Annotated in this window: 19 protein-coding genes and 1 riboswitch; of the genes, 18 read left to right on the forward strand and 1 reads right to left on the reverse strand. The window is 54.0% G+C overall.

Annotated elements, in window-relative coordinates; all coding sequences use genetic code 11:
* Window positions 1-79 precede the first annotated feature (79 nt).
* The 3 genes from KP806_RS13415 (at window position 80) to KP806_RS13425 (ending at window position 3,776) form a co-directional block, all read left to right on the forward strand.
* Entirely contained in the window at window positions 80-1,774 is a 1,695-nt protein-coding gene (locus KP806_RS13415; RefSeq protein ID WP_224724199.1) for a type 2 periplasmic-binding domain-containing protein, read from the forward strand.
* Between the two features lie 72 nt (window positions 1,775-1,846).
* Window positions 1,847-2,809 carry an ABC transporter permease gene (locus KP806_RS13420; protein ID WP_224724200.1) on the forward strand — a complete coding sequence of 321 codons (963 nt, stop codon included), beginning with the start codon at window positions 1,847-1,849 and terminating at the stop codon, window positions 2,807-2,809.
* 13 nt (window positions 2,810-2,822) lie between these two features.
* On the forward strand, window positions 2,823-3,776 hold the full coding sequence (locus tag KP806_RS13425) for a carbohydrate ABC transporter permease (RefSeq protein ID WP_224724201.1): 954 nt from the start codon (window positions 2,823-2,825) through the stop codon (window positions 3,774-3,776).
* A gap of 92 nt (window positions 3,777-3,868) precedes the next feature.
* Here the strand turns inward: KP806_RS13425 and KP806_RS13430 are convergent, their stop codons facing one another.
* Window positions 3,869-4,303, reverse strand: coding sequence for a VOC family protein (locus KP806_RS13430; RefSeq protein WP_224724202.1), 435 nt, complete (start codon window positions 4,301-4,303; stop codon window positions 3,869-3,871).
* 255 nt (window positions 4,304-4,558) lie between these two features.
* A riboswitch (guanidine-I (ykkC/yxkD leader) is annotated at window positions 4,559-4,657 on the forward strand.
* Window positions 4,658-4,741: 84 nt separating this feature from the next.
* Here KP806_RS13430 and KP806_RS13435 point away from each other — a divergent pair.
* The 15 genes from KP806_RS13435 to KP806_RS13505 all read left to right on the forward strand — a co-directional run bounded on the left by KP806_RS13435 (window position 4,742) and on the right by KP806_RS13505 (window position 24,256).
* Window positions 4,742-6,085 (forward strand): APC family permease, encoded by a 1,344-nt coding sequence (locus KP806_RS13435; protein WP_224724298.1) that lies wholly within the window; start codon window positions 4,742-4,744, stop codon window positions 6,083-6,085.
* A gap of 197 nt (window positions 6,086-6,282) precedes the next feature.
* The gene (locus KP806_RS13440) at window positions 6,283-6,465 is read left to right on the forward strand and encodes a YezD family protein (protein WP_224724203.1); all 183 of its coding nucleotides are present in this window, start codon (window positions 6,283-6,285) and stop codon (window positions 6,463-6,465) included.
* A 20-nt stretch (window positions 6,466-6,485) separates the two neighbouring features.
* Entirely contained in the window at window positions 6,486-7,049 is a 564-nt protein-coding gene (gene ssuE, locus KP806_RS13445) for an NADPH-dependent FMN reductase (protein WP_224724204.1), read from the forward strand.
* A gap of 12 nt (window positions 7,050-7,061) precedes the next feature.
* On the forward strand, window positions 7,062-7,370 hold the full coding sequence (locus KP806_RS13450) for a hypothetical protein (protein ID WP_224724205.1): 309 nt from the start codon (window positions 7,062-7,064) through the stop codon (window positions 7,368-7,370).
* Window positions 7,371-7,394: 24 nt separating this feature from the next.
* Window positions 7,395-8,360: an aldo/keto reductase gene (locus KP806_RS13455; protein ID WP_224724206.1), complete on the forward strand. Its 966-nt coding sequence runs from the start codon at window positions 7,395-7,397 to the stop codon at window positions 8,358-8,360.
* A 102-nt stretch (window positions 8,361-8,462) separates the two neighbouring features.
* Window positions 8,463-9,569: an ABC transporter ATP-binding protein gene (locus tag KP806_RS13460; RefSeq protein WP_224724207.1), complete on the forward strand. Its 1,107-nt coding sequence runs from the start codon at window positions 8,463-8,465 to the stop codon at window positions 9,567-9,569.
* Window positions 9,570-9,608: 39 nt separating this feature from the next.
* Window positions 9,609-12,569 carry an extracellular solute-binding protein gene (locus tag KP806_RS13465; protein WP_224724208.1) on the forward strand — a complete coding sequence of 987 codons (2,961 nt, stop codon included), beginning with the start codon at window positions 9,609-9,611 and terminating at the stop codon, window positions 12,567-12,569.
* On the forward strand, window positions 12,559-13,455 hold the full coding sequence (locus KP806_RS13470) for a carbohydrate ABC transporter permease (RefSeq protein ID WP_224724209.1): 897 nt from the start codon (window positions 12,559-12,561) through the stop codon (window positions 13,453-13,455). Before KP806_RS13465 ends, KP806_RS13470 begins: the two co-directional genes overlap by 11 nt.
* 3 nt (window positions 13,456-13,458) lie before the next feature.
* Window positions 13,459-14,307 (forward strand): carbohydrate ABC transporter permease, encoded by an 849-nt coding sequence (locus tag KP806_RS13475; protein WP_397376401.1) that lies wholly within the window; start codon window positions 13,459-13,461, stop codon window positions 14,305-14,307.
* 16 nt (window positions 14,308-14,323) lie between these two features.
* A complete protein-coding gene (locus KP806_RS13480; RefSeq protein WP_224724211.1) occupies window positions 14,324-16,486 on the forward strand; it encodes a YIP1 family protein in 2,163 nt (720 codons plus the stop codon).
* Window positions 16,483-18,753 carry a DUF5696 domain-containing protein gene (locus KP806_RS13485; protein WP_224724212.1) on the forward strand — a complete coding sequence of 757 codons (2,271 nt, stop codon included), beginning with the start codon at window positions 16,483-16,485 and terminating at the stop codon, window positions 18,751-18,753. The genes KP806_RS13480 and KP806_RS13485 overlap by 4 nt, the downstream gene beginning before the upstream one ends.
* Entirely contained in the window at window positions 18,750-19,616 is an 867-nt protein-coding gene (locus tag KP806_RS13490) for a carbohydrate ABC transporter permease (RefSeq protein WP_224724213.1), read from the forward strand. The genes KP806_RS13485 and KP806_RS13490 overlap by 4 nt, the downstream gene beginning before the upstream one ends.
* Window positions 19,617-19,639: 23 nt before the next feature.
* A complete protein-coding gene (locus tag KP806_RS13495; protein WP_318153621.1) occupies window positions 19,640-20,614 on the forward strand; it encodes a carbohydrate ABC transporter permease in 975 nt (324 codons plus the stop codon).
* A gap of 545 nt (window positions 20,615-21,159) precedes the next feature.
* Window positions 21,160-22,476 carry an LLM class flavin-dependent oxidoreductase gene (locus KP806_RS13500; RefSeq protein ID WP_224724214.1) on the forward strand — a complete coding sequence of 439 codons (1,317 nt, stop codon included), beginning with the start codon at window positions 21,160-21,162 and terminating at the stop codon, window positions 22,474-22,476.
* Window positions 22,477-22,873: 397 nt separating this feature from the next.
* Complete coding sequence (locus KP806_RS13505) at window positions 22,874-24,256, forward strand: ABC transporter substrate-binding protein (RefSeq protein ID WP_224724215.1); 1,383 nt, start codon at window positions 22,874-22,876, stop codon at window positions 24,254-24,256.
* The last annotated feature ends 7 nt before the right edge of the window (window positions 24,257-24,263 follow it).

The raw sequence follows: 24,263 nt of genomic DNA on the forward strand, positions 1-24,263 counted from the left end.
GTAACGAAGGAAACGTTTTCAAATTATACTGAAAGTGCTTACAAATACAAGTGCAAGGGGAAAGGGGATTGCTTCATCTATGAAAAAATGGCTGTTACTCAGCTTCATCTCCGCTATGCTCGTCACCGCCTGCAGCAACGGAAACGGAAATTCCGAAGCTCCAGCGAATGGCGGCAATTCAAGCGATTCGCCGGAAGCAAGCGCGGATGCGCCGAAGGAAAAGGTCACATTCACGTACTTTAATGCTGCCGCCGGGGCGAAGGACATCAACACAAACGAAACGACAATCGGCAAAATGTTGGAGGATCAGACGGGCGTCAATTTCAAAATCGAGCATCTGGTCGGCGACATCAACACCAAAATCGGCACGATGATCGCTTCCAACGAGTATCCGGACGTCCTCATTCCGGATGCGGCGATCGACAAGGTGCTGGATGCGGGCGCGTTTATTCCGCTGAACGATCTGATCGAGGAGTACGGTCCGAATATCAAGAAGGTGTACGGGCCTTATTTCGAGCAGATGAAAGCGGAGGACGGCAGCATTTATTTCATCCCTTTCTCTAACGTAGTAGGCGAGTATATTCCCGATCCTTCCATTATGCAAGGCGCATTCTGGGTGCAGCGCCGGGTGCTGGAGGAAGCCGGATATCCGAAGATTACCAAGCTTGACGATTATTTTAAGCTGATTGAGGATTACATGGGCAAGCATAAGGATGAAGATTTGACAGGTTTTATGTCGCTTACGCATGACTGGAGATTTTTTGCGACGTCGAACCCGCCGATGCATCTGGAAGGTTACCCGAATGACGGCGGCGTCATCATCGACATGAATACCTTCGAGGCAAAAACCTATGCGGCGGCCGACTCCACCAAGCGCTGGCTGAAGAAGCTGAACGAAATCAATGCGAAGGGCATGTTCGATAAAGCCTCTTTCGTAGACAACTACGATCAATATTTGGCGAAAATGACGTCGGGCAAGGTGCTTGGCTACTTCGATTACGGCTGGCAGACCGGCAACGCGACCAACGCTTTGGCGGACGCCGCGAAAGCCGATCCGTCTAAGGACGGCTTCCGCTACTTCCCGCTGCCGGTTACGTTCGACGGCCAGAAGGATCAGTACCTCGACCCTCCGGGCTTCGTAAAAAACCGCGGCATTGGCATTACGGTCAGCGCCAAGGATCCGGTTCGCATCATTCAATACTTCGATAATCTGTTGAAGGAAGAAAATCAGGTGCTGCGCAGCTGGGGCATTAAAGGCGAGACGTTCGAAGTGAACGGCGAAGGCCGCATGTACCGCACGAAGGAGCAAGTCGCCAAGATCGACGAGTCCTTTAACGAGTCGTTCGGCTTTAAATATTATTCGTGGAACTGGCCGCAATGGGGCAATAACTCTACCTTCCCGGACGGCAATGCGGTGCAGCCCGGCATGCAGCCGGAGGTGTTCCAAATGAACCTGACGGATGCGGACAAGGCGATTCTGGACAAATACGGCGTTAAAACGTACTCGGAGCTGTTCGCTGCGCCGGACGAGCGTCCATGGTTCCCGGCCTGGGCGATTCCGAAGGAGCAGGGCTCGCCGCAGCAAATATTCACGACGAAGAGCGATGAAATTACGAAAAAATATTTCCCGCGGCTTGTGCTTTCGAGTCCGGCGGAATTTGAAGCGGTATGGGCGGAATATGCCGGCGAAATGGGCAAGCTCGACACCGAGGCGTACGAGAAGTGGACGACGGAGGAAGTGAAGAAACTGATCGATCTGGCAAAAGGCAGCTAATGGAGACAGCATCGAAAGGGTCGGTTCCCCGGCCCTTTCCTCTTCAAACGGCGCCGGAAGGAGAGTAATGAGATGGAAAATGCACAACCGACGACAGCTGCAAAGGCGCTTTCAGGCAAACCGGCGGGATTTTTCGCGAAGCTGGCCAGGCAGCGCGCCCTTGTCCTGATGTCCGTTCCTTTTATCATTTGGCTGTTTATCTTTAAGTACTTGCCGCTGTGGGGCTGGACGATCGCCTTTCAGAAGTTCAAGCCGGCCAAAGGTTTCTTCGATCAGCAGTGGGTAGGCTTTGAGCATTTCGCGTTTTTGTTCCAGGATGAACGGTTTCTGCGCGTGCTGCGGAACACGCTGGCGATGAGCGCCATCAATCTCGTGCTCGGGTTCGTGACCGCGATTGTGCTCGCTCTGCTGCTTAATGAGGTTCGTCAGGTTTATTTCAAAAGAGTCGTACAAACGGTCAGCTATTTGCCGCATTTTATTTCCTGGGTGGTTGCGGCAAGCATCGTGCAGTCGACGCTGTCGCCCGACGGCATTATTAACGAGCTGCTGAGCTGGCTCGGCTGGGTCGACAAAGGCAATGAGATTCTGTTCCTTGGCGTCGGCGAATATTTCTGGGGAATATTCGGGGCATCCTCCGTTTGGAAGGATGTCGGCTGGAATACGATCGTTTATTTGGCAGCGATGACCATGATCGATCCCTCCCAATACGAGGCGGCGAAAATGGACGGAGCCAATCGTTTGGAGCGAATTTGGTATGTGACTTTGCCGGGAATAAAGCCGGTTGTTATCGTTTTGCTTATTATGCAAATCGGGCATTTGCTGGAAGCGGGCTTCGAGCCGCAATATTTGCTCGGAAACGGCATGAACGTCGATTATTCCGAGGTCATCGATATATTCGTGCTGAAATACGGGATCGCGCAGGGCAATTTCTCGCTTTCGGTCGCTGCGGGAATGTTCAAGACGGTAGTCAGCTTCATCTTATTGTTCGCCGCCAATCATCTGGCCAAGCGGATGGGCGAATCCAGATTGTTCTAAGGGGGACCGGACCATGGCAACAGCAGTAACAACAACGACAGCAGCGAAGCCGAGAAAACAAAGCCGGATATCTTCCTCGCGCGGGGACCGGATTTTCGATATTTGCAATTCAATCTTCTTGATTCTTCTTATGGTGATCACCTTGTATCCATTTGTGAACACGGCGGCGGTATCCTTCAATCAGGCGAGCGATACGATCCGGGGCGGCATCTATTTGTGGCCGAGGATGTTCACATGGGATAACTACGCCTATGTATTCAAAGAAGCCGGCGTTTTCCATGCTACGCTCATCTCGGTGCTGCGGAGCGTTATCGGCACCGTCGTCACCGTATTCTGCTCGGCGATGGTCGCCTATACGATCAGCAGGCAGGATTTTGTGCTCCGCAAATTCGTGACGATCGCTTTTATCCTGACGATGTATTTCAACGGCGGATTGATTCCTAACTTTTTGCTTATCCGCGAGCTCGGTCTGCTCGGAACGTTCTCCGTGTATATTATCCCGGGCATTATCGGGGTGTTCAATCTGATTATTATCCGCTCCTTCATTGACGGGCTGCCCGAGAGCATTCTGGAATCGGCGCGGATCGACGGCGCAGGCGATTTCACAACGTTCATGAAAATCGTGCTGCCGCTGTGCGTGCCGGTTCTGGCGACGGTTGCCCTGTTCACGGCCGTCTATCAATGGAACTCCTGGTTTGACGTGTTTCTGTACAACTCTTCCTTCCAGGAGCTGAGCACGCTGCAATACGAGCTGCAAAAAATTCTCCAGAACTCGAATGCTTCCATGTCCGCGCGCACGGCAGGCGACGCCTTTGCCAATGCCGGCAACGACGCGGCAAATGCGGTAACTCCGATGTCGGTAAGGGCTACGATGACGATCGTCGCCAGCCTTCCGATTATTATGGTGTATCCGTTTCTGCAAAAGTATTTTGTTAAAGGCATGATGGTCGGCGGCGTGAAAGGCTGATCCGCGACCGGGAAGACGGCCCCGTTTTTATGGATTGTTGAGTCCATAAAAACGGGGCCGTCTTGTGTAAAGGACAAAATGAACTCCTGGATCTATTGCTGCGGATGCTCTCCTGGAACATTTACTTGGAAAGTAACGCCGAACTTGTCCTTTACGATCCCGTACAAGGGGCTCCAATCCGTCTTTGTAAGAGGCATAACGACTTGACCGCCGTCTTCCAAAGCGGCAAAGATTTCTCTCGCTTTTGCCTCTTCTTTAGGATGGATTGCAATCTGAACCGAATCTCCCGGCCGATAAGACATGCCAACGTACGTATCGGAGAACATCAGATCCGCGTCGCCGACCTTCAAGTGCGCATGCATAACGCGATCCTTTAATTCATCAGGCAGCGGATGATTCGGGTCCGCCGGCATATCTCCGAATGACATGATTCCGATGATTTTACCTCCCAACGCTTTCTCGTAAAAATGGACCGCCTCTCTTGTATTTCCGTCAAAAACCAAGTACGGGTTCAGAGTGATTGACATGATCAACAGCTCCTTTGGGATTATTTGGACAACCTCATTCATTATACACCAAAATCGCTCGTTGCAAACCATTTTTACGAACAGAAGTTCGTGTTTTTTTCGTTAACACGCTGCGGGGTTGTTTGTTCCGTCTTAAAAATTCTTTTCAAAACAAAACAATGTATGTTATATTAATTTACATAAGTAATAAATGGACCAAAGTGCTTCGAATTTTTGGAATTCTTGTCAGATAACCTGTCACAAAAAACTGAATAAACATTAGTTTTCTAGGGTTCCGCGGTCCCGCAGGCCGGCCTGGTCCGAGAGAAGACGCACGGCTTGCCGTGTTCACGGAGGGATAAAAGCCCGGGAGGATATCGAAAAACGATACCTCCCGGGCTTTTTATTTGTTTTAAAACATAACGCAGCATAACAAATAAGAGACGGCAGGTGTTGATTGTGGAAGAAAAGGTGACGTTTAAACGGACGCTGACGCTGTTCCAGGTTGTGGCTTTGGGACTCGCGTGGATGTCCCCTATGATTTATTTTACGGTGTACGGCATTGCGTATGAAAGCTCACACGGACTGATGACAAGCTCTTATATCGTCGCGGCAGCGGCCATTCTGATTACGGCGCTCAGCTACATCGCGATGTCCAGGGCGTTTCCCTCCTCGGCCTCCGCCTATACGTACGTCAAAAAGGCGATTCATCCGTACGCCGGATTTTTGGTAGGCTGGGTCGTTCTGCTCGAATATATTTTCTCACCGGTCATTTCCTGTCTTACCTTCGGTCTGTATATGCATGCGCAATTCCCTGAAATTCCGGCTTCGGTCTGGATCGTCTCGCTAAGCGTCATCTTCGCTGCGCTGAATATCGTCGGCATCCGTTTTTCCGCGGGGCTCAGCAAAATATTCGTCATTGCGCAAATCGCGTTTGTCGGCTTGTTCTGCCTGTTTCTGCTGAAGGCGATTCTCGCTCCCGGAGGGGTGTCTGCCGCTCAGGCGCTGCCGGTGCTGCCCGGGTGGAGCGTATCGGCGGTGCTGGCCGGCGCCTCGCTCGTCTGCTTCTCCTTCCTTGGCTTCGATACGGTGACGACGCTCGCCGATGAGACGATCGACGCCCGGCGTACGATTCCAAAGGCTATATTATGGATCGTGCTGATCGCCTCGGCGCTCTATATCCTCATCTCCATTCTGACGAAGCTTGCATTCCCGGTGTTGTCGTTCGCGAACGCGGATTCCGCCGGCTACGAGCTCGTCAAGCTGGCCGGCGGAGCCGGACTGCAGGCTATTTTCATGACGGTGCTGCTGCTGTCGGTATTCACGCAGGGTGTGATTGCGGTAACGAGCGCCTCGCGCCTGCTGCATGTGATGGGGAGCGATTCGACGCTGCCGAAACGGATTTTCGGCCGTCTGCATCCGCGGTTCAAAACGCCGGTGAACAGCATCATTGTCGTATGCGCCATTTCGCTGCTGGCGTTATGCCTCAGTCTGGAAACGTCGATCAAATTCGTCAGCCTCGGGGCGCTTACGGCATTCGTCTTCGTGAACGCCTCGGTCGTTGCCCAGCTATTCATGAAGGAAAGACGCCGCTCCCCGAAGGAAACGTGCACATATCTGGTCTTGCCGCTGATCGGCGCGGGCTTCACCCTATGGCTTTTGACTTTGCTGGACAAAACGGCGCTGACGATGGGGCTGATCTGGCTGCTGTCCGGTATTGCTTACAGGTTCTTCAGGAGCAGTACGCTGCGCGCTCCGCTTACGCAGAAGCGCCGGTTTGATTGGCTGAGGCGCGAAGGGTAACTCCGTTTCATTTTTTGTGTTGACGAATAGGAAACATCATGTTAAATTGGATTTATCCTATTGATTTAGTCGGAAATAAAAATGAATTTGGCGCCCGCTAGAAAACTGGAGGCGCATGGCATTCGAATTTACATTCGGAGACCGTGCGTCTCCTTTCTTTTTTAAGCCGGCACATCACTTTGGAAAGGGTGTTGATTATGTCCCGAGCATTAGAGACTGCTGAGGTATGGCTGAAACGAATAAAGGAGCAAGTAACGGGCGTCCAATACGGAACCGTCCAAATTACGATCCATAACGGCCAAATCGTGCAAATCGACCGCACGGAACGAAGCCGCTACGATGCGGTTAAAGCCCCGTCCCCCGTTAGGAAACCAAGATAACGCATAAGGAGTGGAAATGAATGGCGAAGGTCGTTATTTTATCGGGAAGCGTGAATAAAAGCTCGAGATTGAGCGGGCTGATCCGGCACAGTCAGCAGAAGCTGCTGCAATCGGGCATTGTGGTAAATCTCGTCGAGATTTCGGAGCTGCCGGCCGAGGATTTGATCAAAGCGAATTGGGACAGCGTTCCCGTGAAGGAAGCTTTGGCGCTTGTGGAGCAAGCCGATGCGGTCATCGTGGCAAGCCCGGTCTATAAAGCGGCATATTCGGGCGTGCTGAAAACGTTCCTGGATCTGATTCCGCAGAAGGGGCTGGAGAACAAAGTGCTGCTGCCGCTGTTCATCGGCGGCTCAATCGCCCATTTGCTCGCGATCGACTATGCGCTTAAACCGGTCCTATCGGCGCTTGGCGCAACAAATATATTAGGCGGCGTATACGCGGTGGATCAGTCGGTGAGCCGTCAAGAGGACGGATCCTTCGAGCTGGCCGCCGACGTCGCCGGGCGCCTCGACAATACGGTTGCGCGCTTGACCGAGGAGCTGGCGGCCAGGGCTTCCGCCGCCGCTGCACCTGCTGCCGGGTAAGGGGGCTGAATGATGAAAACCGCAAACTCCACTTTATACGAATGGCCCGATCTCGCTTTTCATCATTATTGCTTGCAGGTGTATCAGTTAAATCGCGGCATTTACAATACGATCGACCAATGGCTGTTCGATAACGGCTATACGGAAATCAGGCGCAGGCGGAAACTGATCGTTGCTTTTCTGGATCAGACGGCGCAGCCCGACCCGGCCGGTAAACGTAAATTTTTATCGTTCGGGAAAGGCAATCTGATCGTGGAATTGAGCCGCTTCGCGGCGGCTCAGGAAGCTGCTCGTCCGAGAAAAGCGCTGGCAGCCTATTAAAACGACTATTTGGAGGAATCATTCATGGAATATCGGAAGTTTGGCAGAACAGGTTTGAAGGTGTCGGCAGTAAGCTTGGGTACGATGGCGTTCGGACGCTGGATCGACGAGCAGGCGTCGGCTGAAATTTTGGATCTTGCACTGGACAGCGGCATTAATCTCGTCGATACGGCAAATGTATACGGTGAAGGAGCATCCGAGACGATTCTCGGCAACCTGCTGAAGGAAAGAAGGCGCGACATCGTGCTGGCGACGAAGGTTCACGGACGTGTAGGCGAAGGGGTAAACGATTCGGGCCAAAGCCGTTACCACATTTTCAAAGCGGTAGAGGACAGCCTGAAGCGGCTGAAAACCGACTATCTGGATTTGTATCAGGTGCACCGCTTCGATCCGAACACGCCGCTCGAGGAAACGCTGCGCGCACTGGACGATCTGGTCCGCCAAGGCAAGGTCAGATACATAGGAGCATCCAATTATGCCGCCTGGCAGCTGGCGAAGGCGCATGGCGTGAGCGCGCTGCACGGCCTGCACCGCTTCGAGAGCCTGCAGCCGGAGTACAGCATCATCTCGCGGGAAATCGAGAAGGAGATTATTCCGTTCGTCCAGTCGGAGAATGTGGGCGTCATCGTCTACAGCCCGCTCGGACGAGGCGTTCTGTCCGGCAAGTACCGCGCAGGAGAAGCTCCGCCAGCCGACTCGCGCCTGGCGAAGGGAGAGCCGCGGCTGGAGCAGCTGCTCAAGAAAAACGCGATCGCGATTGCGGACGCCGTCCGGCCGCTTGCGGAGGAACGCGGTCTCGCCCCTGCGCAATACGCGCTGTCCTGGGTGCTGAGCCGTCCGGGCATTACGTCGGCTATTCTTGGGGCTTCGAAGCCCGAGCATATTACGGAAGCGGCAAAAGCCTGGAACGAACGCTTGAGCGCGGAAGAGCTGGACAAGGTAGACGAGGCTACATTGAACATCGGGAACCGGGAAACGGTGCTTAGCTAGTCCGATAACCGCATACATTCTACCTTACCAATGGAGGATATCAGAGCAGGCTTTGATATCCTCATTTTTATTTTGCATATGGCAACGATGGGAGGCTGCGGCATGGCAGGCGTTCGAATCAATCATTTGTACAAAAGATACGGCAAAGACAAGCATGCGGTCGTGCAGGATTTCCAGCTGGAAATCAAGGATAAGGAATTTATCGTGTTCGTCGGGCCTTCCGGCTGCGGAAAATCGACGACGCTCCGTATGATCGCGGGGCTGGAGGACATTTCCGAAGGCGAAATTTACATCGGGGATCAGCTGGTCAATAAGCTAGCTCCCAAGGATCGGGATATTTCGATGGTGTTCCAGAACTACGCCCTCTACCCGAACCTTACCGTATATGAGAATATTGCGTTCGGTCTCCGCATGCGGAAGCTTCCGAAGCACGAAATCGATTTGGCGGTGAAAAACGCAAGCCGCATATTGGAAATCGAGCCTTACCTGAGCCGCAAACCGAAGGAGCTGTCCGGGGGACAACGGCAGCGGGTGGCGCTCGGGAGGGCTATTGTCCGTAATCCGAAGCTGTTCCTGATGGATGAGCCGCTTTCGAATTTGGACGCCAAGCTCCGCGTGACGATGAGGATGGAAATTACGAAGCTTCACAAAAAATTAGGCACGACCTTTATTTTCGTCACGCACGACCAGGTGGAAGCGATGACGATGGCCGACAGAATCGTCGTCATGAAGAGCGGCGTCATTCAGCAGTGCGACACGCCGGAGCTCATTTATTCAAAGCCGGCCAATACGTTCGTCGCCAGCTTTATCGGCTCGCCGCAGATCAACTTCATCAACGGCAAGGTGCAGGAAAATCCGCTGGGCAGGCTGGAGTTTCACACGAACCGCTTTCAGCTGAAGCTTCATGAGACGGCGGAGGATATTTTGCGGAAAAATAACCAAGTAAACAAATCGGTCATATTAGGAATTAGGCCGGAAAACGTTAAGCTGGAGGGTTTGTTCTCCGAGACGATTATAACCGGCATTTACAAGGAGAACGAGCTGATGGGCGCAGACCGTTTTCTATATTTGGACATCGGGCAGGAGAAGCCGCTTATCGCCCGCGTTGATCCGGATAACCGGTTTGCGGAAAACGATAAGGTGAAGGTGGAGCTTGATCTGTCCAAGGCTCATTTCTTCCATAAGGATTCGGGAGATCGGTTCAAGTAAGGTATGGATTTCGGTATAGAAGAAAGGCGGCATTCCATCATGAAGAGAGCAAGGAAATGGTTGATGCTGGGGGCAAGCGCCGTGATCGGAGCGATGCTGCTTTCGTCCTGCGGGACGGCCGGGCCGGCAGCCGCAACAGTCGCCGCAGGCAGGGCCGACTACGGGAAGCTTACGGCCTCGTTCGAATATGAAACGGCCCCGTACTTCGGCGAGGCGCTCGCGAAGTGGCGGGAGCAGGGAATAAAGGATGCGTCATCCCCGATTTACGCGGAAGGGGCGGAGCCGTCGGCGGTGTCCGATACGGAGCGGATCCGTACGGGGGAGTACGGCGGCAAATCAAATGTGCTGATATGGAATACGGAAAATACCGGGTGGGTCGAATATAAAGTTGACGTTGCAGAGAGTGCGCTGTATGAAATTCACGTCTCTTATCTTCCTTTGAAGGATGAGGGCGGTAAGGGAGCGATCCAATGGGGCGTGACGATAGACGGAGAGACGCCTTTCCGCGAATCTTCCTCCATCGCTTTGTACCGCACCTGGCAGGATGCCCGTCCGATTCTGAAAAACTCGGACGGCGACGAAATTCGGCCGAGATCGGCAGATGTCTCCGAATGGAGCGTTAAGCCGTTTGTGGATTCCGGCGGTGCATACGCGCAGCCTTTGCAATGGCACTTCTCGGCGGGAACGCATACGATCCGCGTTCAGGGACACGAGCCCATCGCAATTGAAAGCATCGCGCTTGCGCCGAGGGAGGACATTCCCGCTTATGAGGAGGCTTCGGCCGCATACGCCGGAGTGCCTGCGGCCGGAGGCGAGGTGCTGACGCTGCAAGCCGAGGGTTTCGCCTACAAGAACGATACGGCCATTAAGCTGTTTTCCGACAAAAACGTCCGGACGGTGCCGCGGTACGAAGGCCGGATCAAATACAACACGGTCGGCGGTCTCAGGTGGCTGGAGCAGAATCAGGAAGTTACCTGGAAATTCGAGGTGCCGGAAACCGGCTTGTATAAGCTCGGGTTCCGCGCGCTGCAAAATACGATCGCACAAAAAACGTCATACAGAACGGTGAGAATCGACGGCGAGGTTCCGTTCCGGGAGTTTCAGGCATACGGCTTTCCCTTTTCACCGGGCTGGAACGGCGTCATTCTGCAGAACGAGAGCGATGAGCCTTATCTGGTGAAGCTGGAGAAAGGCGAGCATACGCTTTCGCTTGCCGTGACGCAGGCGCCGGTCAAATCGGTCATCGTCGACGTGGAGAAGCTGATTGCCCACCTCGACACGATCGATTGGGATTTGCGCTCGGTCACCGGCTCGAACAGCAAGAGAACGCTGGACCGCAACCGCACATGGAATATGGAGCAGGATTTTCCGGGGCTTACCGGCCGGATCGGACTTGCGGCGGATGTGATGGAGGATTTGTCGAAGCGGGTGGCCGAAGCGAACGGCGGCAAGGATTCGATTAGCCAAGGGCTGGAAACCTCGGCAAAGGATTTGCGGTCGCTGCTGCATAAGCCGGAGGAAATTCCGTATTATATCGACGAAATTTCGTCTATGCGGGAGAAGTTCGGCACGTTTATCGATACGCTGATGAAGCAGTCGCTTCAGCTTGACGAGGTATATGTCATTCCGGCGGATGCGGACGCGCCCGATATGGAAGCGGGCTTCTTCAAACGGATATGGGGCAGCGCAGAAAACTTCGTCTACTCCTTCGACGCGCGGGACAGCCTGAAAAATCTCGATGACACAAAGCTGAACATTTGGGTGCAGAGGGGGCGCGATTACGTCGACCAGCTGCAGCAGCTGGCGGACGAGTCGTTTACGCCGGAGACGGGCATCGAGGTCAAGGTCAACCTGCTGCCGAATCCGGAGCTGCTGCTCATGTCTAACGCAGCCGGCGTGCAGCCGGATATCGCGCTTGGCCTGACGCAGGATTTGCCCGTCGACTATGCGATCAGGGGCACGCTTCAGGATTTGTCGAAGCTGGAAGGCTTCGAGGAGCTTTACGGGCAATTCAGTCCGGGCTCGTGGCTGCCGCTGCATTATGACGGAGGTTATTACGGCGTGCCGGAAACCCAGTCGTTCCAGGTGCTTTATTACCGGAAGGACATTATGGATCGCCTCGGCGCCAAAATACCGGAAACGTGGGATGACGTCTACGATTTGCTGCCGGCGCTGCAGCAAAATTTCATGAACTTTTACGTCAATCCGAAGGAATTCACTTATTACTTCTATCAGAACGGAGTTGAGTTCTACGAGCCGGGCGGCGTGAAATCGGGCCTGGACACTCCCGCAGCATACAAGGCGTTCAAGCAGTGGACCGATCTGTTCAATACGTACGCGGTCGAGCGGGAAGTGCCGAGCTTCTACCAGCATTTCCGGAGCGGCACGATGCCGATCGGCATCTCGGACTACAATATGTACGTCCAGCTGTCGGCCGCAGCGCCTGAGCTCAGCGGACGCTGGGGCATCGCGCTTATCCCGGGCACGAAACAGGCGGACGGCACGATCAGCCGATGGGCGGGCGGCGGCCAGCGGACCGGCGTTATTTTCGACAAGTCGGACAAAAAGGAAGAAGCCTGGCGCTTCATGAAATGGTGGCTCTCGGCAGAGGTGCAGGAGCAGTACGGCTCCGATCTGGAGGCGGTGAACGGGGTCGCCTTCCGCTGGAATACGTCCAACGTCGAAGCCTTCGCGAACCTTCCGTGGAAGAAGGAGGATGCTGACGTCATTCTGAAGCAGTGGAAGTGGTACAAGGACATTCCGAATGTGCCTGGCGGCTATTTCCTCGAGCGTGAAACGAATAACGCCTGGGTCCGGTCGGTCGTCAGGACCGACAATTACATGTCGTCGCTGGAGCAGACGGTGCGGGATATTAACCGCGAGCTTCTCCGCAAACAGCAGGAATTCGGTTTTATCGACGAATCGGGCAACCGCGTAAAGGAATTGGATATTCCGGTCGTCGACAAGCCTTGGGAAGGAATTGATCCATATGTGGAGTAGGATGTGGTCGTACCGCACGGCGTATTTATTCGTAGCGCCCTTCTTAATCTGCTTTACGCTGTTTATCGTCATCCCGATCGTTGCGGCGGTCGGGCTTAGCTTTACTTACTATAACGGAATAGAGGCGCCGCGCTTTATCGGCTGGAGCAACTTTCAGTATTTGGTCGCACAGGACCTGTTGTTTCTGAGGTATGCCCTGCCCAATACGTTCAAGTTCGCGGTCATCGTCGGCCCGGGCGGTTATGCGGCGGCCTTTCTGCTGGCCTGGCTCATATCGCGGCTGCGCGGCGGATACCGGAAGTGGGTGGCGCTCGCCATGTATACGCCGTCGCTTACGATCGGCATCGCGATGACGATCATCTGGCTGCCGTTATTGTCCGGCGACCGGATCGGGTACTTGAACAGCATTCTGCTGAAGCTCGGCCTGATCGACGTTCCGAAGCTGTGGGTTACGAATCCGGACCTGCTTATGAATTCCATGATCGCAGTGACGCTGTGGTCCAGCATGGGCGTCGGGTTTCTGGCTATGCTGGCCGGCATTCTTAACGTGGATACGACGCTGTACGAGGCGGGCAAAATCGACGGTATCAAAAACAGCTTGCAGGAGCTTTGGTTCATTACGATTCCGTCGATGAAGCCGCAAATGCTGTTCGGCGCCGTTATGGCCATCGTCACGACCTTTAAGACCGGGGCGATCGGAACCGAGCTGTCCGGGCAAAACCCGACGCCGGAATACGCCGGTCATTTGATCGTCAATCACATTAACGATTACGGATTTATCCGTTTTGAAATGGGCTATGCGGCGACGGTCTCCGTGTTTCTTCTACTACTAATGTATTTCGCGAACAAGCTTAGCTGGGGATTGTTCGGCGCAAAGGAGGAATAGAGCCTGAAAAAGTCGAGCCTGGCGGCAAGGATCAGTTTTAACGCTTTTATGCTTATTTTGTCGGTCGTCATGATCCTGCCCATCATCTATATTTTTAACCATGCGTTCAAGCCCTATCATGAGCTGTTTGTATACCCGCCTAATTTTTTCGTGCAGGAGCCGAATGTTCAAAATTTCGTGGAGCTGTTCTGGGTGACGTCGAATTCAATCGTTCCGGTGTCGCGTTATTTGTTCAACAGCCTGCTCATCTCGTTTTTGAGCGTCGTCGGCGTAACGGCGGTGAGCGCGCTTTGCGCTTACCCGCTGTCGAAGACGCCGTTCCCGGGGAAAAAGGTCATTTTCTCGACCATTATTCTTATGCTGATGTTTACGCCGGAGGTCATTCAAATTCCACGTTATCTGGTGGTGAGCCACCTGGGGATAATGAATACGTATTTGGGCCATCTGCTGCCGGTGCTTGCTTTGCCGGTAGGCGTTTTTCTGCTTAAGCAGTTTGTGGACCAAATACCGGATTCGCTGCTGGAGGCGGCGCGGATCGACGGGGCGAACGAGCTGATTGTCTTTGCGCGGATTATTATTCCGATGTGTATGCCTGCGATCGCCACCGTCGCGATTTTGGCATTTCAAAATTCATGGGGCAATACCGAGACGTCGCAGCTGTTCATGCAGGACGACGAAATGAAAAACTTCCCGTTTTTCCTCTCCACGCTCACGAATAATTTGGCCAACAACGTGGCCAGGCAAGGGGCGGCGGCGGTCGCGGCGCTCATCATGCTTGTGCCGAACCTGATTTTTTTCGTTATTCTGCAAAGCAAAGTCATCTCTACGATGGCGCATTCGGGGATTAAATAAAATGGGGGGAAACCGCTTGAAGAACAGGAGGCTGCGGATTGTTCCGTTAACGATAGCCATCATGGCTGCGATTTACGCCGCGTGGCCGAGCTTGCAGGCTTTCGCCTCGCAGCTGCCTTACGATACGTATTACAAAGACGGGTTCGGCCAGCTCGTGAAGACGCAGGCCGCCTATATTCCCGCGGGGATTATCGGATACAACGTGGAAATCCCGGCGGAGGAAGGAGCGGCTTCCCCGGAGAAGTCCGAGGGGCCGGCGAAGGTGCTGCTGAACCAGCCGAAGGATTTGTTCGTCGACGGGAAGGACAACGTCTACATTGCCGATACGGGCAATAACCGGATCGTGCAGCTTGACGAGAACGGGCAGTATGTCCGTGAAATTTCGGTAAGCGAAAGCCCGCTGAACAAGCCGAGCGGCGTATTCGTCGACAAGCAGGGAGACATTTATATCGCGGATACGGGCAATAACCGGGTAGTCCGCCTGAATGCGGAGGGAAAGCTGCTGAAGGAATTCGGCCGCCCGGAATCCGGCTACTTGCCGGAATCGTTCAAATACGATCCGGTCAATCTGGTCGTCGATAAACGCGGCTTCCTTTACATCACGACGCTCGGGGCTTATCAGGGTCTCGTTCAGCTCGATCCGGAGGGCAGCTTCATCGGCTTCTTCGGGCCTAACCGGGTTGCCTTCACTTTGTTCGACGCCTTCAAACGGTTCGTCTATACGAGGGAGATGTACCAGCGGGAGCTCAAAAAGCTGCCGGGAGCGATTGCGAATTCGACGATTGATAAGGATGGCTTCATCTATACGGTGACGAAGGAAATCGCGTCCGGCCAGATCAAGAAGTTGAATATCGCGGGTCTTGACCAGCTGGACGGAAAAGGCGACTTTGCCGCGCTGCAGGACGAGCGCACCTACGGGGAGACGATCCATCACTGGCAGCGCGGAGTAAACCCGCAGCTAAGCGATATTACCGTCGATGCCTCGGGCAATATGACGGTCGTCGACTCGATCTGGAATATGATCAGCCAATATGATCTAAACGGCAATTTATTGTTTTTCTGGGGCGGGGACGACATTACGGCCACATCGAAAACGGGCGTCGTCAAAACGCCTGCGGCCATTGCGGGCAATTCCAAAGGCGAGCTGCTGGTGCTCGACGGCACAAACAATCTGATTCAAGTGCTTCGGCCTTCCCGATTCGGAGCGCTGGTACATGAAGCCAACGCGCTGACCCAGGAGGGGCGCTACGAGGAAAGCGAGCCGCTCTGGGAAGAGGTGTACCGCTTGAACGCCAACTATACGCCGGCTTTGATCGGCCTGGCCAAGGCGGCATACAAAAAGGAGGATTACAAGCGGGCGGAGGAGCTGTTCTATAAGGCGGGTGTTGTCGGCGGCTATTCCGAATCGTTCTGGCAAAACCGCCTGAAATGGTTCCAGAGCCATTTCGGCCTGCTCATGAATATCGTGCTGGCGGTCGGCATCGTCTATCTCCTATGGAGCAGGCTGTCCGGCAAGCTGCTCCCGAAGAAGGGCTGGGGCTTCCGCTTCCGTCCCCGGCATTCGCTGCCGGGACGGCTGAAGCATGTGTTTTATTTGATCAAGCATCCGGTCGACGGCTTCTATGCGATCAGATACGAGGGCAAGGCGGGCGTCGTAAGCAGCCTGATTCTGCTCGTCCTGGCCATTGCGGCATTCGGCTACATGCAGTCCGGCACGAGCTTCGTATTTAATCCGGCAGTCCATGTCGGAGTCGATTTGCTGCCGGTTACGGTTCAATTTGTCGGCATATGGCTCGGCTGGGTCGTATCGAATTACCTGGTCAGCTCGCTGCTGAGAGGCGAAGGACGGTTCCGCGACGTCTTCTTCAGCAGCTCTTATGCCTTATTTCCGATTATTCTCATTGGAATACCGGTAACACTGCTGTCGAATGCGCTGACGCTGAACGAGCTGGCTATATTCAGCTTCCTGAAGCTGGCGATCTACATTTGGATCGGGCTGCTGTTCATTTGGATGGTGCAGGGGATTCACAATTATACCTTTATCGAGGCGCTGTTTATTATTCTGCTATCCTTGCTTGTGCTGACGATGATCGTCATCTTGATTTTTATTTTTATCAGCCTAAGCAATGAGCTGGTCAATTTCTTTAATTCCTTGTACCAGGAGGTGATCATCCGATGACCGGCCGCAGCATCAGCTATTCTTTTATTCTAAAAACAACGGTAACGGCCATTTTGCTAGTCCTCCTGGGATGGATCGCTTTGCAGATTTGGAGCCCTTGGAGCAAGCCGGAGACGGAAGCGGTGAATGCCGCGGCGTTATTCTCCGCAAATGGGGCGGCACCGTACAAAGCGGGGCTGCCGGATGAGAGCCGCTTCGAGACCGTCGCGGAGAACGAAGCGTTCCTGCTGCTGGCCGACCGGGCTACCGCGCATTTTCAGGTCGTCGATAAGGCGACCGGCAGCGTATGGCGCTCCTATCCGAATCCGGAGCACTGGGCGGACGAGACGGCGACGGGAACGTGGAAAAACCATCTGACGTCTCCTATTCTGCTCGAGTATGTCAACGCCAAAAACTACAAATCGTCCTCGGTGACAGCCGGACTGATCGAAAATCAGGGTTACCTGGAGCAGTTTCAAACGACCGGCAGCGGGTTTACCGTCACGTTTGCGTTTCCGAAGTCGCAGTTCAAAATTCCGGTAGAAGTGTCGATTCATCCGGATTATGTCGAGACGAGGGTAGTGGACTCAGGCATCGTCGAAGGTGAATTGAGCTTATTGAACGTGAAGCTGTATCCGTTATTCGGGGCCGAGCCGTCGGCCGGGCAGGAGGGCTACATTTTGCTGCCTGACGGCTCCGGATCGCTGATCCGTTTCCAGAAGGACCGGATCATGCAGCAGCTGACCTATAATGAAAGCGTGTATGGGCAGGATTTGTCCTACTACAACGAAAATACGGGAAGACAGCGGATCGCAATGCCCGTATACGGGCTGAAATCCGGCGATCAGGCATTTGTTGCGCTCATCGCGGAAGGGGAGGAATTCGCCAATGTTTACGCCGCTCCGTCGGGCGCGGTAGGCAGCTCCAACTGGGTAACGACGGAATGGCAGTACCGCAAGCGGTTTTTCCAGAGCGTCAGCAAAAGCACGGGCGAAGGCTTCTACACCTATAGCGGAGATAAGTTTTTGGCGGAAGGAAGGGCAACGAGGTATTATCCCCTTGCCCCGGACAAAAGCGATTACGCCGGAATGGCGGAGGTATACCGCAATTACCTGATTTCCGAGCAGGGGGTTCAGCCGACAGGGAAAACTAAGGAGGATGTGCCGTTATTCCTGGATATCGTCGGGGCGGATATCGAGAAAGGCCTGTTCTTCGATTCTTATTTGAAGGCAACGACAACAGAGGAAGCCTCCTCGCTTGTCAAGGATATTTACGGGCTCGGCATCCGCAATCTGCAGGTCCATTACTCGGGCTGGCAGCAGGACGGCTACAGCACGCACGGCGGTTATTTCCCGGTTGATAAACGGCTTGGCGGAAACAGCGGCATGAAGCGGTTTATTTCGTTCGCGCATTCGCTCGGCGTTCCCGTCTACTTGACGGCGAATTACACGTTTAACACAAACGGGGACGACGGCTTCTGGTGGAGAAGGGACGGTCTCCGCAATCTGGCGGGCACCGTGCTGGAGGATGTGAAAAATCCCGATCAGGACGCGAGCGTATTCGTCAGCCCGAAATTTTATGCGAAAACGGTAATGGCCGATCTGGATGAATTCAAGTCGCTTGGCGCCGACGGCATCTATTTCGAGGATGGAATCGGGCAGCAGGTCAATACCGACTTTAATTCGCGCTACAAGGCGAACCGGGAGGATGTCGTGGCCATTCAGAGCAGCTTGCTGCGGCAATCGAAGGAGGAGCTCGGATCCGTCATCGCAAATAATGCGAACTTTTACGCGCTTGGCCCGATCGACCACGTTCACAGGCTCACCGGGGATTATTCCTACGACGTGTTCGTGACCGAAGAGATTCCGTTTGCGCAAATCGTGCTTCACGGGCTCCGTACCTATACGCTGGAATGGTCCAACCTCCGCGACGAAGGGGACGACGAGTTTCTCAGAAGCATCGAATACGGCGCCTATCCGGCCTACGTGCTCAGCGGAGACCGGCCGGACGACTTGAAGCGGGCCTATTCGGTATGGTATTACAGCTTGAATTACAAGGATTGGACCGACCGGATCGCGGAGGAATACGGGCGCACGAACGAGGCGCTCTCCGCCGTGCAGGACCGCTTCATTACCGCTCACCGCACGCTTGCGCCGGGCGTCAAGGAAACGGTGTACGGCAGCGATTACCGGATTATCGTCAATTATAATGAGGAGCTTTACAGCAAGGACGGCGTAACCGTTCCTGCAAAAGACTTCGCGGTCATAAAAGGGGGAACGGCGGGATGAAATGGAACCGCAGACTGGAGGCAAACACGCTAAGGAAGATTGAAGGCTCCTTGTTCATCGCGCCATGGGTGTTCGGATTTTTGACCTTTGTCGCGTTTCCGCTCGGTTATTCGCTGTACATGAGCTTTCATCAGGTGAAAATTACGGTCAATACGGTCAACTACACGTTTATCGGCTTTCAGCATTACCGGGAAATACTCGTCGCCAACGGGAGCTTGCTCTACGAAGAGCTGCTTCCGTTTCTCAGGGAATCGGCCATGATGATTCCGATCATCCTGGTATTTTCACTTTTGGTCGCGATTTTGCTCAATCTGCGGTTTCCGGGGAGAACGCTGTTCCGGGTCATTTTTTTCCTGCCCGTCATTTTTTCCTCCGGACAAATCGTCCAGGAGTTTATCGCGCAGGGCGAAGGCTCGCTCAGCATTATGGAGACGCTGCGGATCGACTATTATTTGCAGGAATACGTACCGGGAGCCTGGGCGGGGCCCATTCAGAAGGTCATGGGCTCCTTCGTCCTTGTCCTCTGGTACTCCGGGGTGCAGATATTGATCTTTCTCGCGGGCAGGCAGACGCTTCCCGCGGCGGTCTATGAAGCGTCGCGCATCGACGGCTCGGGTCCGTGGAATACGTTCTGGAAAATTACGCTGCCGGGACTCGTTCCGTATATTTTCCTGAACCTGATGTATACGGTCGTCGACCTGTTCACCTTTCCGTCCAATCCGATCGTCAGCCGGGTCAATACGACGAATTACGGAAGCTCCAGCGCGCTGGCCTGGATTTATTTTTCGATTATTCTTTCGTTTGTCCTGCTGACCTTGTGGCTGTATAGCAGAGTGGACAAAGCGATTTCCGGCAGACGGTAAAATAAGGGGAAGGTGGGGTTCCGGTGAAAATAGTCGAAAGAGGTAATGATCTGGCCGCAAGGCTTCAGGAGGATCCGAAGCTCCGGGGAGGCCTGGAGCTGCTCCGGTACCGCGTGCTGGGCGCCGAGATCGACAAAGGGCTGCTGTTTAAAACGCTGGTTTATATTATTTTGATTAACGTTGCGTTTATTTATATTAAGCCGATTTTGTATATGGTCACGACGATGGTCAAGGATGCCAGAAACATTCTCGACCCGTCGGTCATCTGGGTGCCGAAGACGATTTATCTCGGTCATCTGCAGGAGGCGGCCCATATGCTGAATTACGGGAAAAGTCTCCTGATCAGCATCGGTCTCGCGTCCTCGGTGGCCGTTCTGCAGGTGTTCTCCTGCGCGATTGCGGGCTACGCGTTTGCGAGGCTTGATTTTCCGTTCAAAAAGCTGTGGGGGGCGCTGCTGCTCTTTACCTTCATCATGCCGCCGCAGGTGACGATTTTGCCGTCGATCATGCTGTTCAAGGAGTTCGGCTGGCTTAATACGTTTCTGCCGATGGTCGTGCCGGCTTTGTTCGGCCATGGGCTGAAGGGTGCGCTATTCGTCATTATTTACCGCTCCTTTTATTCGACGCTGCCGAAGGAGCTTGACGAGGCGGCCAGAATGGACGGCGCAGGGCCTTTCCGGATGTTTTTCCGCGTGATGTTCCCGATTGCCCGGTCGGCGACGGTCGTCGTCGTTCTTTTCTCGTTCGTATGGAACTGGAACGACTTCTATTTCCCGTCTCTGTTCATGTTCACGGCCGAGAACGTGCCGCTGTCCATTACGCTGGCCAGGATGGCTGGGGAGATGGCGCAAGCCGCAGGGGCGGGCGAAATTACCGTCTATGCGGAGGCGATTAAGATGGCGGCATCTTTCCTCATCATTATGCCTCTGCTGGTCGTCTATTTGTTTGCCCAGCGCTGGTTCATCGAGGGCGTGGAGCGTACGGGCTTGGTGGAGTAGCACGGCGGGAGTTCTGCAGTTCCGCTGAGTTAGTGCAGCAGAATGGGGATATAGCGGTGAGATCCGGTTCTGATGCAGTTAATGCTGGTGAATGGCGGAGTGAGAGAGTAACATGTGTTTCTGATGCAGTTCATGCAGCAGATTTGTGCTACGGGGGCTGATTTCGATCGTCTGGGGCCTATTCTGCTGCAAATGTGCATCCAGCTCCAGCTTGACGGTCACCATGTAAGGTTTCTGATGTGTTTTGTACAGCGGAATGGGGAGATAGCGGCGAGATCCGGTTCTGATGCAGTTAATGCTGGTGAATGGTGGAGTGAGAGAGTAACACGTGTTTCTGATGCAGTTAGTGCAGCAATTTGGCGAACGAGGTGAAACATTTATACCGTTGACAAAAATGTAAGAGAGTGCTAAATTCATATTCAAGTAATCCTCATAAAACTTATGAATTTACTTGGATATTACCGACCGGACAGCCGGAGATTGCCTTAGGGCAGCTCCGGCTGTTTTTTATTCCCACTTAACTTGAAAAAAGAGGTGCTTTAATGATGAGCGAAACAAATCGAAAGGTACATTTAAATGTATTTTTGCGGGCTACCGGGCATCATGCAGGAGCCTGGAGGCATGCCGATTCCCATCCGGAGCTGGAGCTGGATATTGAATATTTGGCAAAGCTGGCGCAAATCGCGGAGCGGGGCAAGCTGGATTCCGTGTTTTTGGCGGACGGTTATGCCGGCGGAGGCAGCAAGCTGGAGCCGTTCACGCTGCTGTCGGCGCTTGCATCCGTGACCAAACATATCGGATTGATCGCGACCGTAGGGACCGTGTACAACGATCCTTTTCACGTCGCGCGGCAGTTTGCTTCGCTGGACCATATCAGCGGCGGCAGAGCCGGCTGGAATATTGTGACGGGAGCGGGCTCCGCGGCTCACAACTTCAGCAGGGAGGAGCATCCCGAGCATGCGGAGCGCTACGAGACGGGCGAGGAGTTCGTGGAAGTGGTGAAGCAGCTGTGGGACAGCTGGGAGGATGACGCGCTCATATACGACAAGAAAGGCGGCAGGCTGGTCGCTCCGGGCAAGGTTCACGAAATCAACTTTCAGGGCCATACCTATTCGGTCAAAGGACCGCTTAACATTCCGCGTCCGCCGCAGGGCTATCCTGTACTGGTGCAAGCAGGCTCTTCCGAGCAGGGCAAGGAGCTCGCAGCCAAGACGGCCGAAGTGATCTTCACGGCGCAGCAGACGTTCGCTGCGGGCCAGGAGTTTTACGCCGACGTCAAAGGGCGCCTGGCCAAATACGGCAGAACCGCCGACGAGCTCGTAATTCTGCCGGGGCTTGCCCCGATCGTCGCCGATACGGAAGCGGAGGCGCGCGATATCGAGGAGGAGCTGCATTCGCTGGTGGATACGAAAAAAGCGCTCAGCAGCCTGTCGGAGCGGTTTACGGTGGATTTGAACGATTATGACCTGGATGACCCGGTGCCGCTCGACAAAGCGAAGCCAGCTGAGGAGTTTAACGGGATACGAAGCCGGCAGGAGGTTATTATCGACGCCGCCCGCCGCGAAAGCTTCACGATCCGTCAGCTGCTGTACCGCAGCAACGGAGGCCACGGGCATATCACCTTTACCGGCTCGGTGCTCCAAACGGCCGACCTGATCGAGAAGTGGGTCAAAAACCATGCCTCGGACGGCTTCAACGTGCTGCCGCAGCTGTTTCCGACCGGGCTGGAAACGTTCGTGGACAAGGTCATTCCCGAATTGCAGAACCGCGGGTTATTCCGGACCGAGTATGAAGGAACGACGCTTCGCGATAGCCTCGGACTCAAGCGCCGTGCGAATACGCGGCATTTGCAGAACATTTAAAGTATGGAGAGAGAGAGTTGCCCTTAGAGCATCCGCCGAACTGCGGAGAAAGAGCTGCACACAGAGTATTCACTAACTTTGCGGAGAAAGAGCTGCTCTTCGAGCATCTTAACCTGAGTAAGAGGCATCGCTGCTGTTTTAACTGGATTCAATGCTTTTATTTAATGCGAAAATCGCATGATTCTGGAAATGGATGGATTTAATGTGTCTAATTCGATCGTTTTTTCCTCAACCAGCTGTTTTCCATAAATTAGATGTAGAAAATCCAGCTATTTTTTGAGTGCAAGGCGAATCATCGGGATTTGCTGTAGGAATTCCAGTTATTTTGCAGCCTCACCGGAAGCTTCCGGCCGAGCAACAAATTTTGTGCAAAGAAAGAAGAAACGAGGGGGATACGATGAGAAAGAAACGTCTAGCTTCAGCCATCATCCTGTTAACTTTATTTGCCACCGCCTGCGGAGGCGGAAACGGGGCACCCGCAGAGACGGACAAAGCCGCTAACAACTCCACGGAAGCACCGGCGAAGGATGCGGACGCTCCGGCGGGAGAATTCAAGAAGCTCGGCGACGAGCCGCTCACGCTGACCTTTTACAGCAACGGAGCTACTTTTACGGACGTTGAATTTGAAACGATGATCGCAGGTCCGATTCACGCAAAATATCCGAATGTTACGATCGAGCGCATTACGCCGGCCGCAACGACGACGCCGGAAGAGGTTCTGTCCACACACGTGCCCGACATCCTGTTCAGCAGCGTGTCGCAGCGTCTTGTCCGGACGGGGGCGTTCGAGGATTTGCGAGAGCTGATCAAGAGGCACAACTTTGACGAAAGCCGGCTCAAGCCGATCGCTTACAACTACATCAAAGAAATAACGAAAGGAAAAGGCGATCAAATTTATGCGCTGCCGTTCAACGTCAACCAGCACGTTTTGTATTACAACAAGGATATATTCGATAAGTTTGGCGTCCCATACCCTACGGAGAAGCAGATGAGCTGGGATGAAGCCGTCGAGCTCGGCAAGCAGCTGACCCGGACGGAAAACGGCGTCAATTACATCGGGCTGGTCGTCGATAATTTAACAGGCTTGTCCAAGTCGCTCGGGCTGCCTTATTTGAACCGCGAGACCGGAGATGCCGCTATCGATACGCCGGAATGGCGGAGAGTGTTCGAGCAGCTGAAGGAAATTTACGAAATTCCGGGTTATGTCGCTCCGGACGGCACCTGGAATTGGAATCGCGACAACTTCATGAAGGACCAGAACATCGCCATGCGCGCCGCCTGGCTGGCCAACATGGTAGGCCCGCTGGAGGAGCTTCGCCAGCAGGGCGTCGAGTTCAACTGGGATATCGCGCCGGTACCTAACTTCAGCGACCAGCTTGGGAAAACGAGGGAAGCCCAAATCCACTCCATTTCCATCAACAGCCAAAGCAAGCATAAGGATGAAGCGTTCCAGGTGCTCGCGGAAATCTTGTCGGATGAAGGCCAGCGTATCATTGCGAGAAACGGCCGCGTTCCGTCTGTTATCAATCCGGAGCTGGAGAAGGAGTATGGAGCCGACATTCCGGTGCTGCAAGGGAAAACCGTCCAGAACGTGTTTATCGGGGAGCCGATCCAGGAGCATTACCAGCATCCGTACGAACCCGAGATCAGCAAAAGGCTGACCGAGGCGGCAGAAGATTTGGCGGTGAAGGGTCTCGACGTTAACTCGGCGATCCGCAAAGCAACGGAGGCGATTAACAAGGACGTCGAAACGCTGAGAACGACTTTGGGGCAATATTAATCGAAAG

The sequence above is a fragment of the Paenibacillus vietnamensis genome (assembly GCF_020169515.1).
In the GTDB taxonomy this organism is placed as follows: Bacteria; Bacillota; Bacilli; order Paenibacillales; family Paenibacillaceae; genus Pristimantibacillus; species Pristimantibacillus vietnamensis.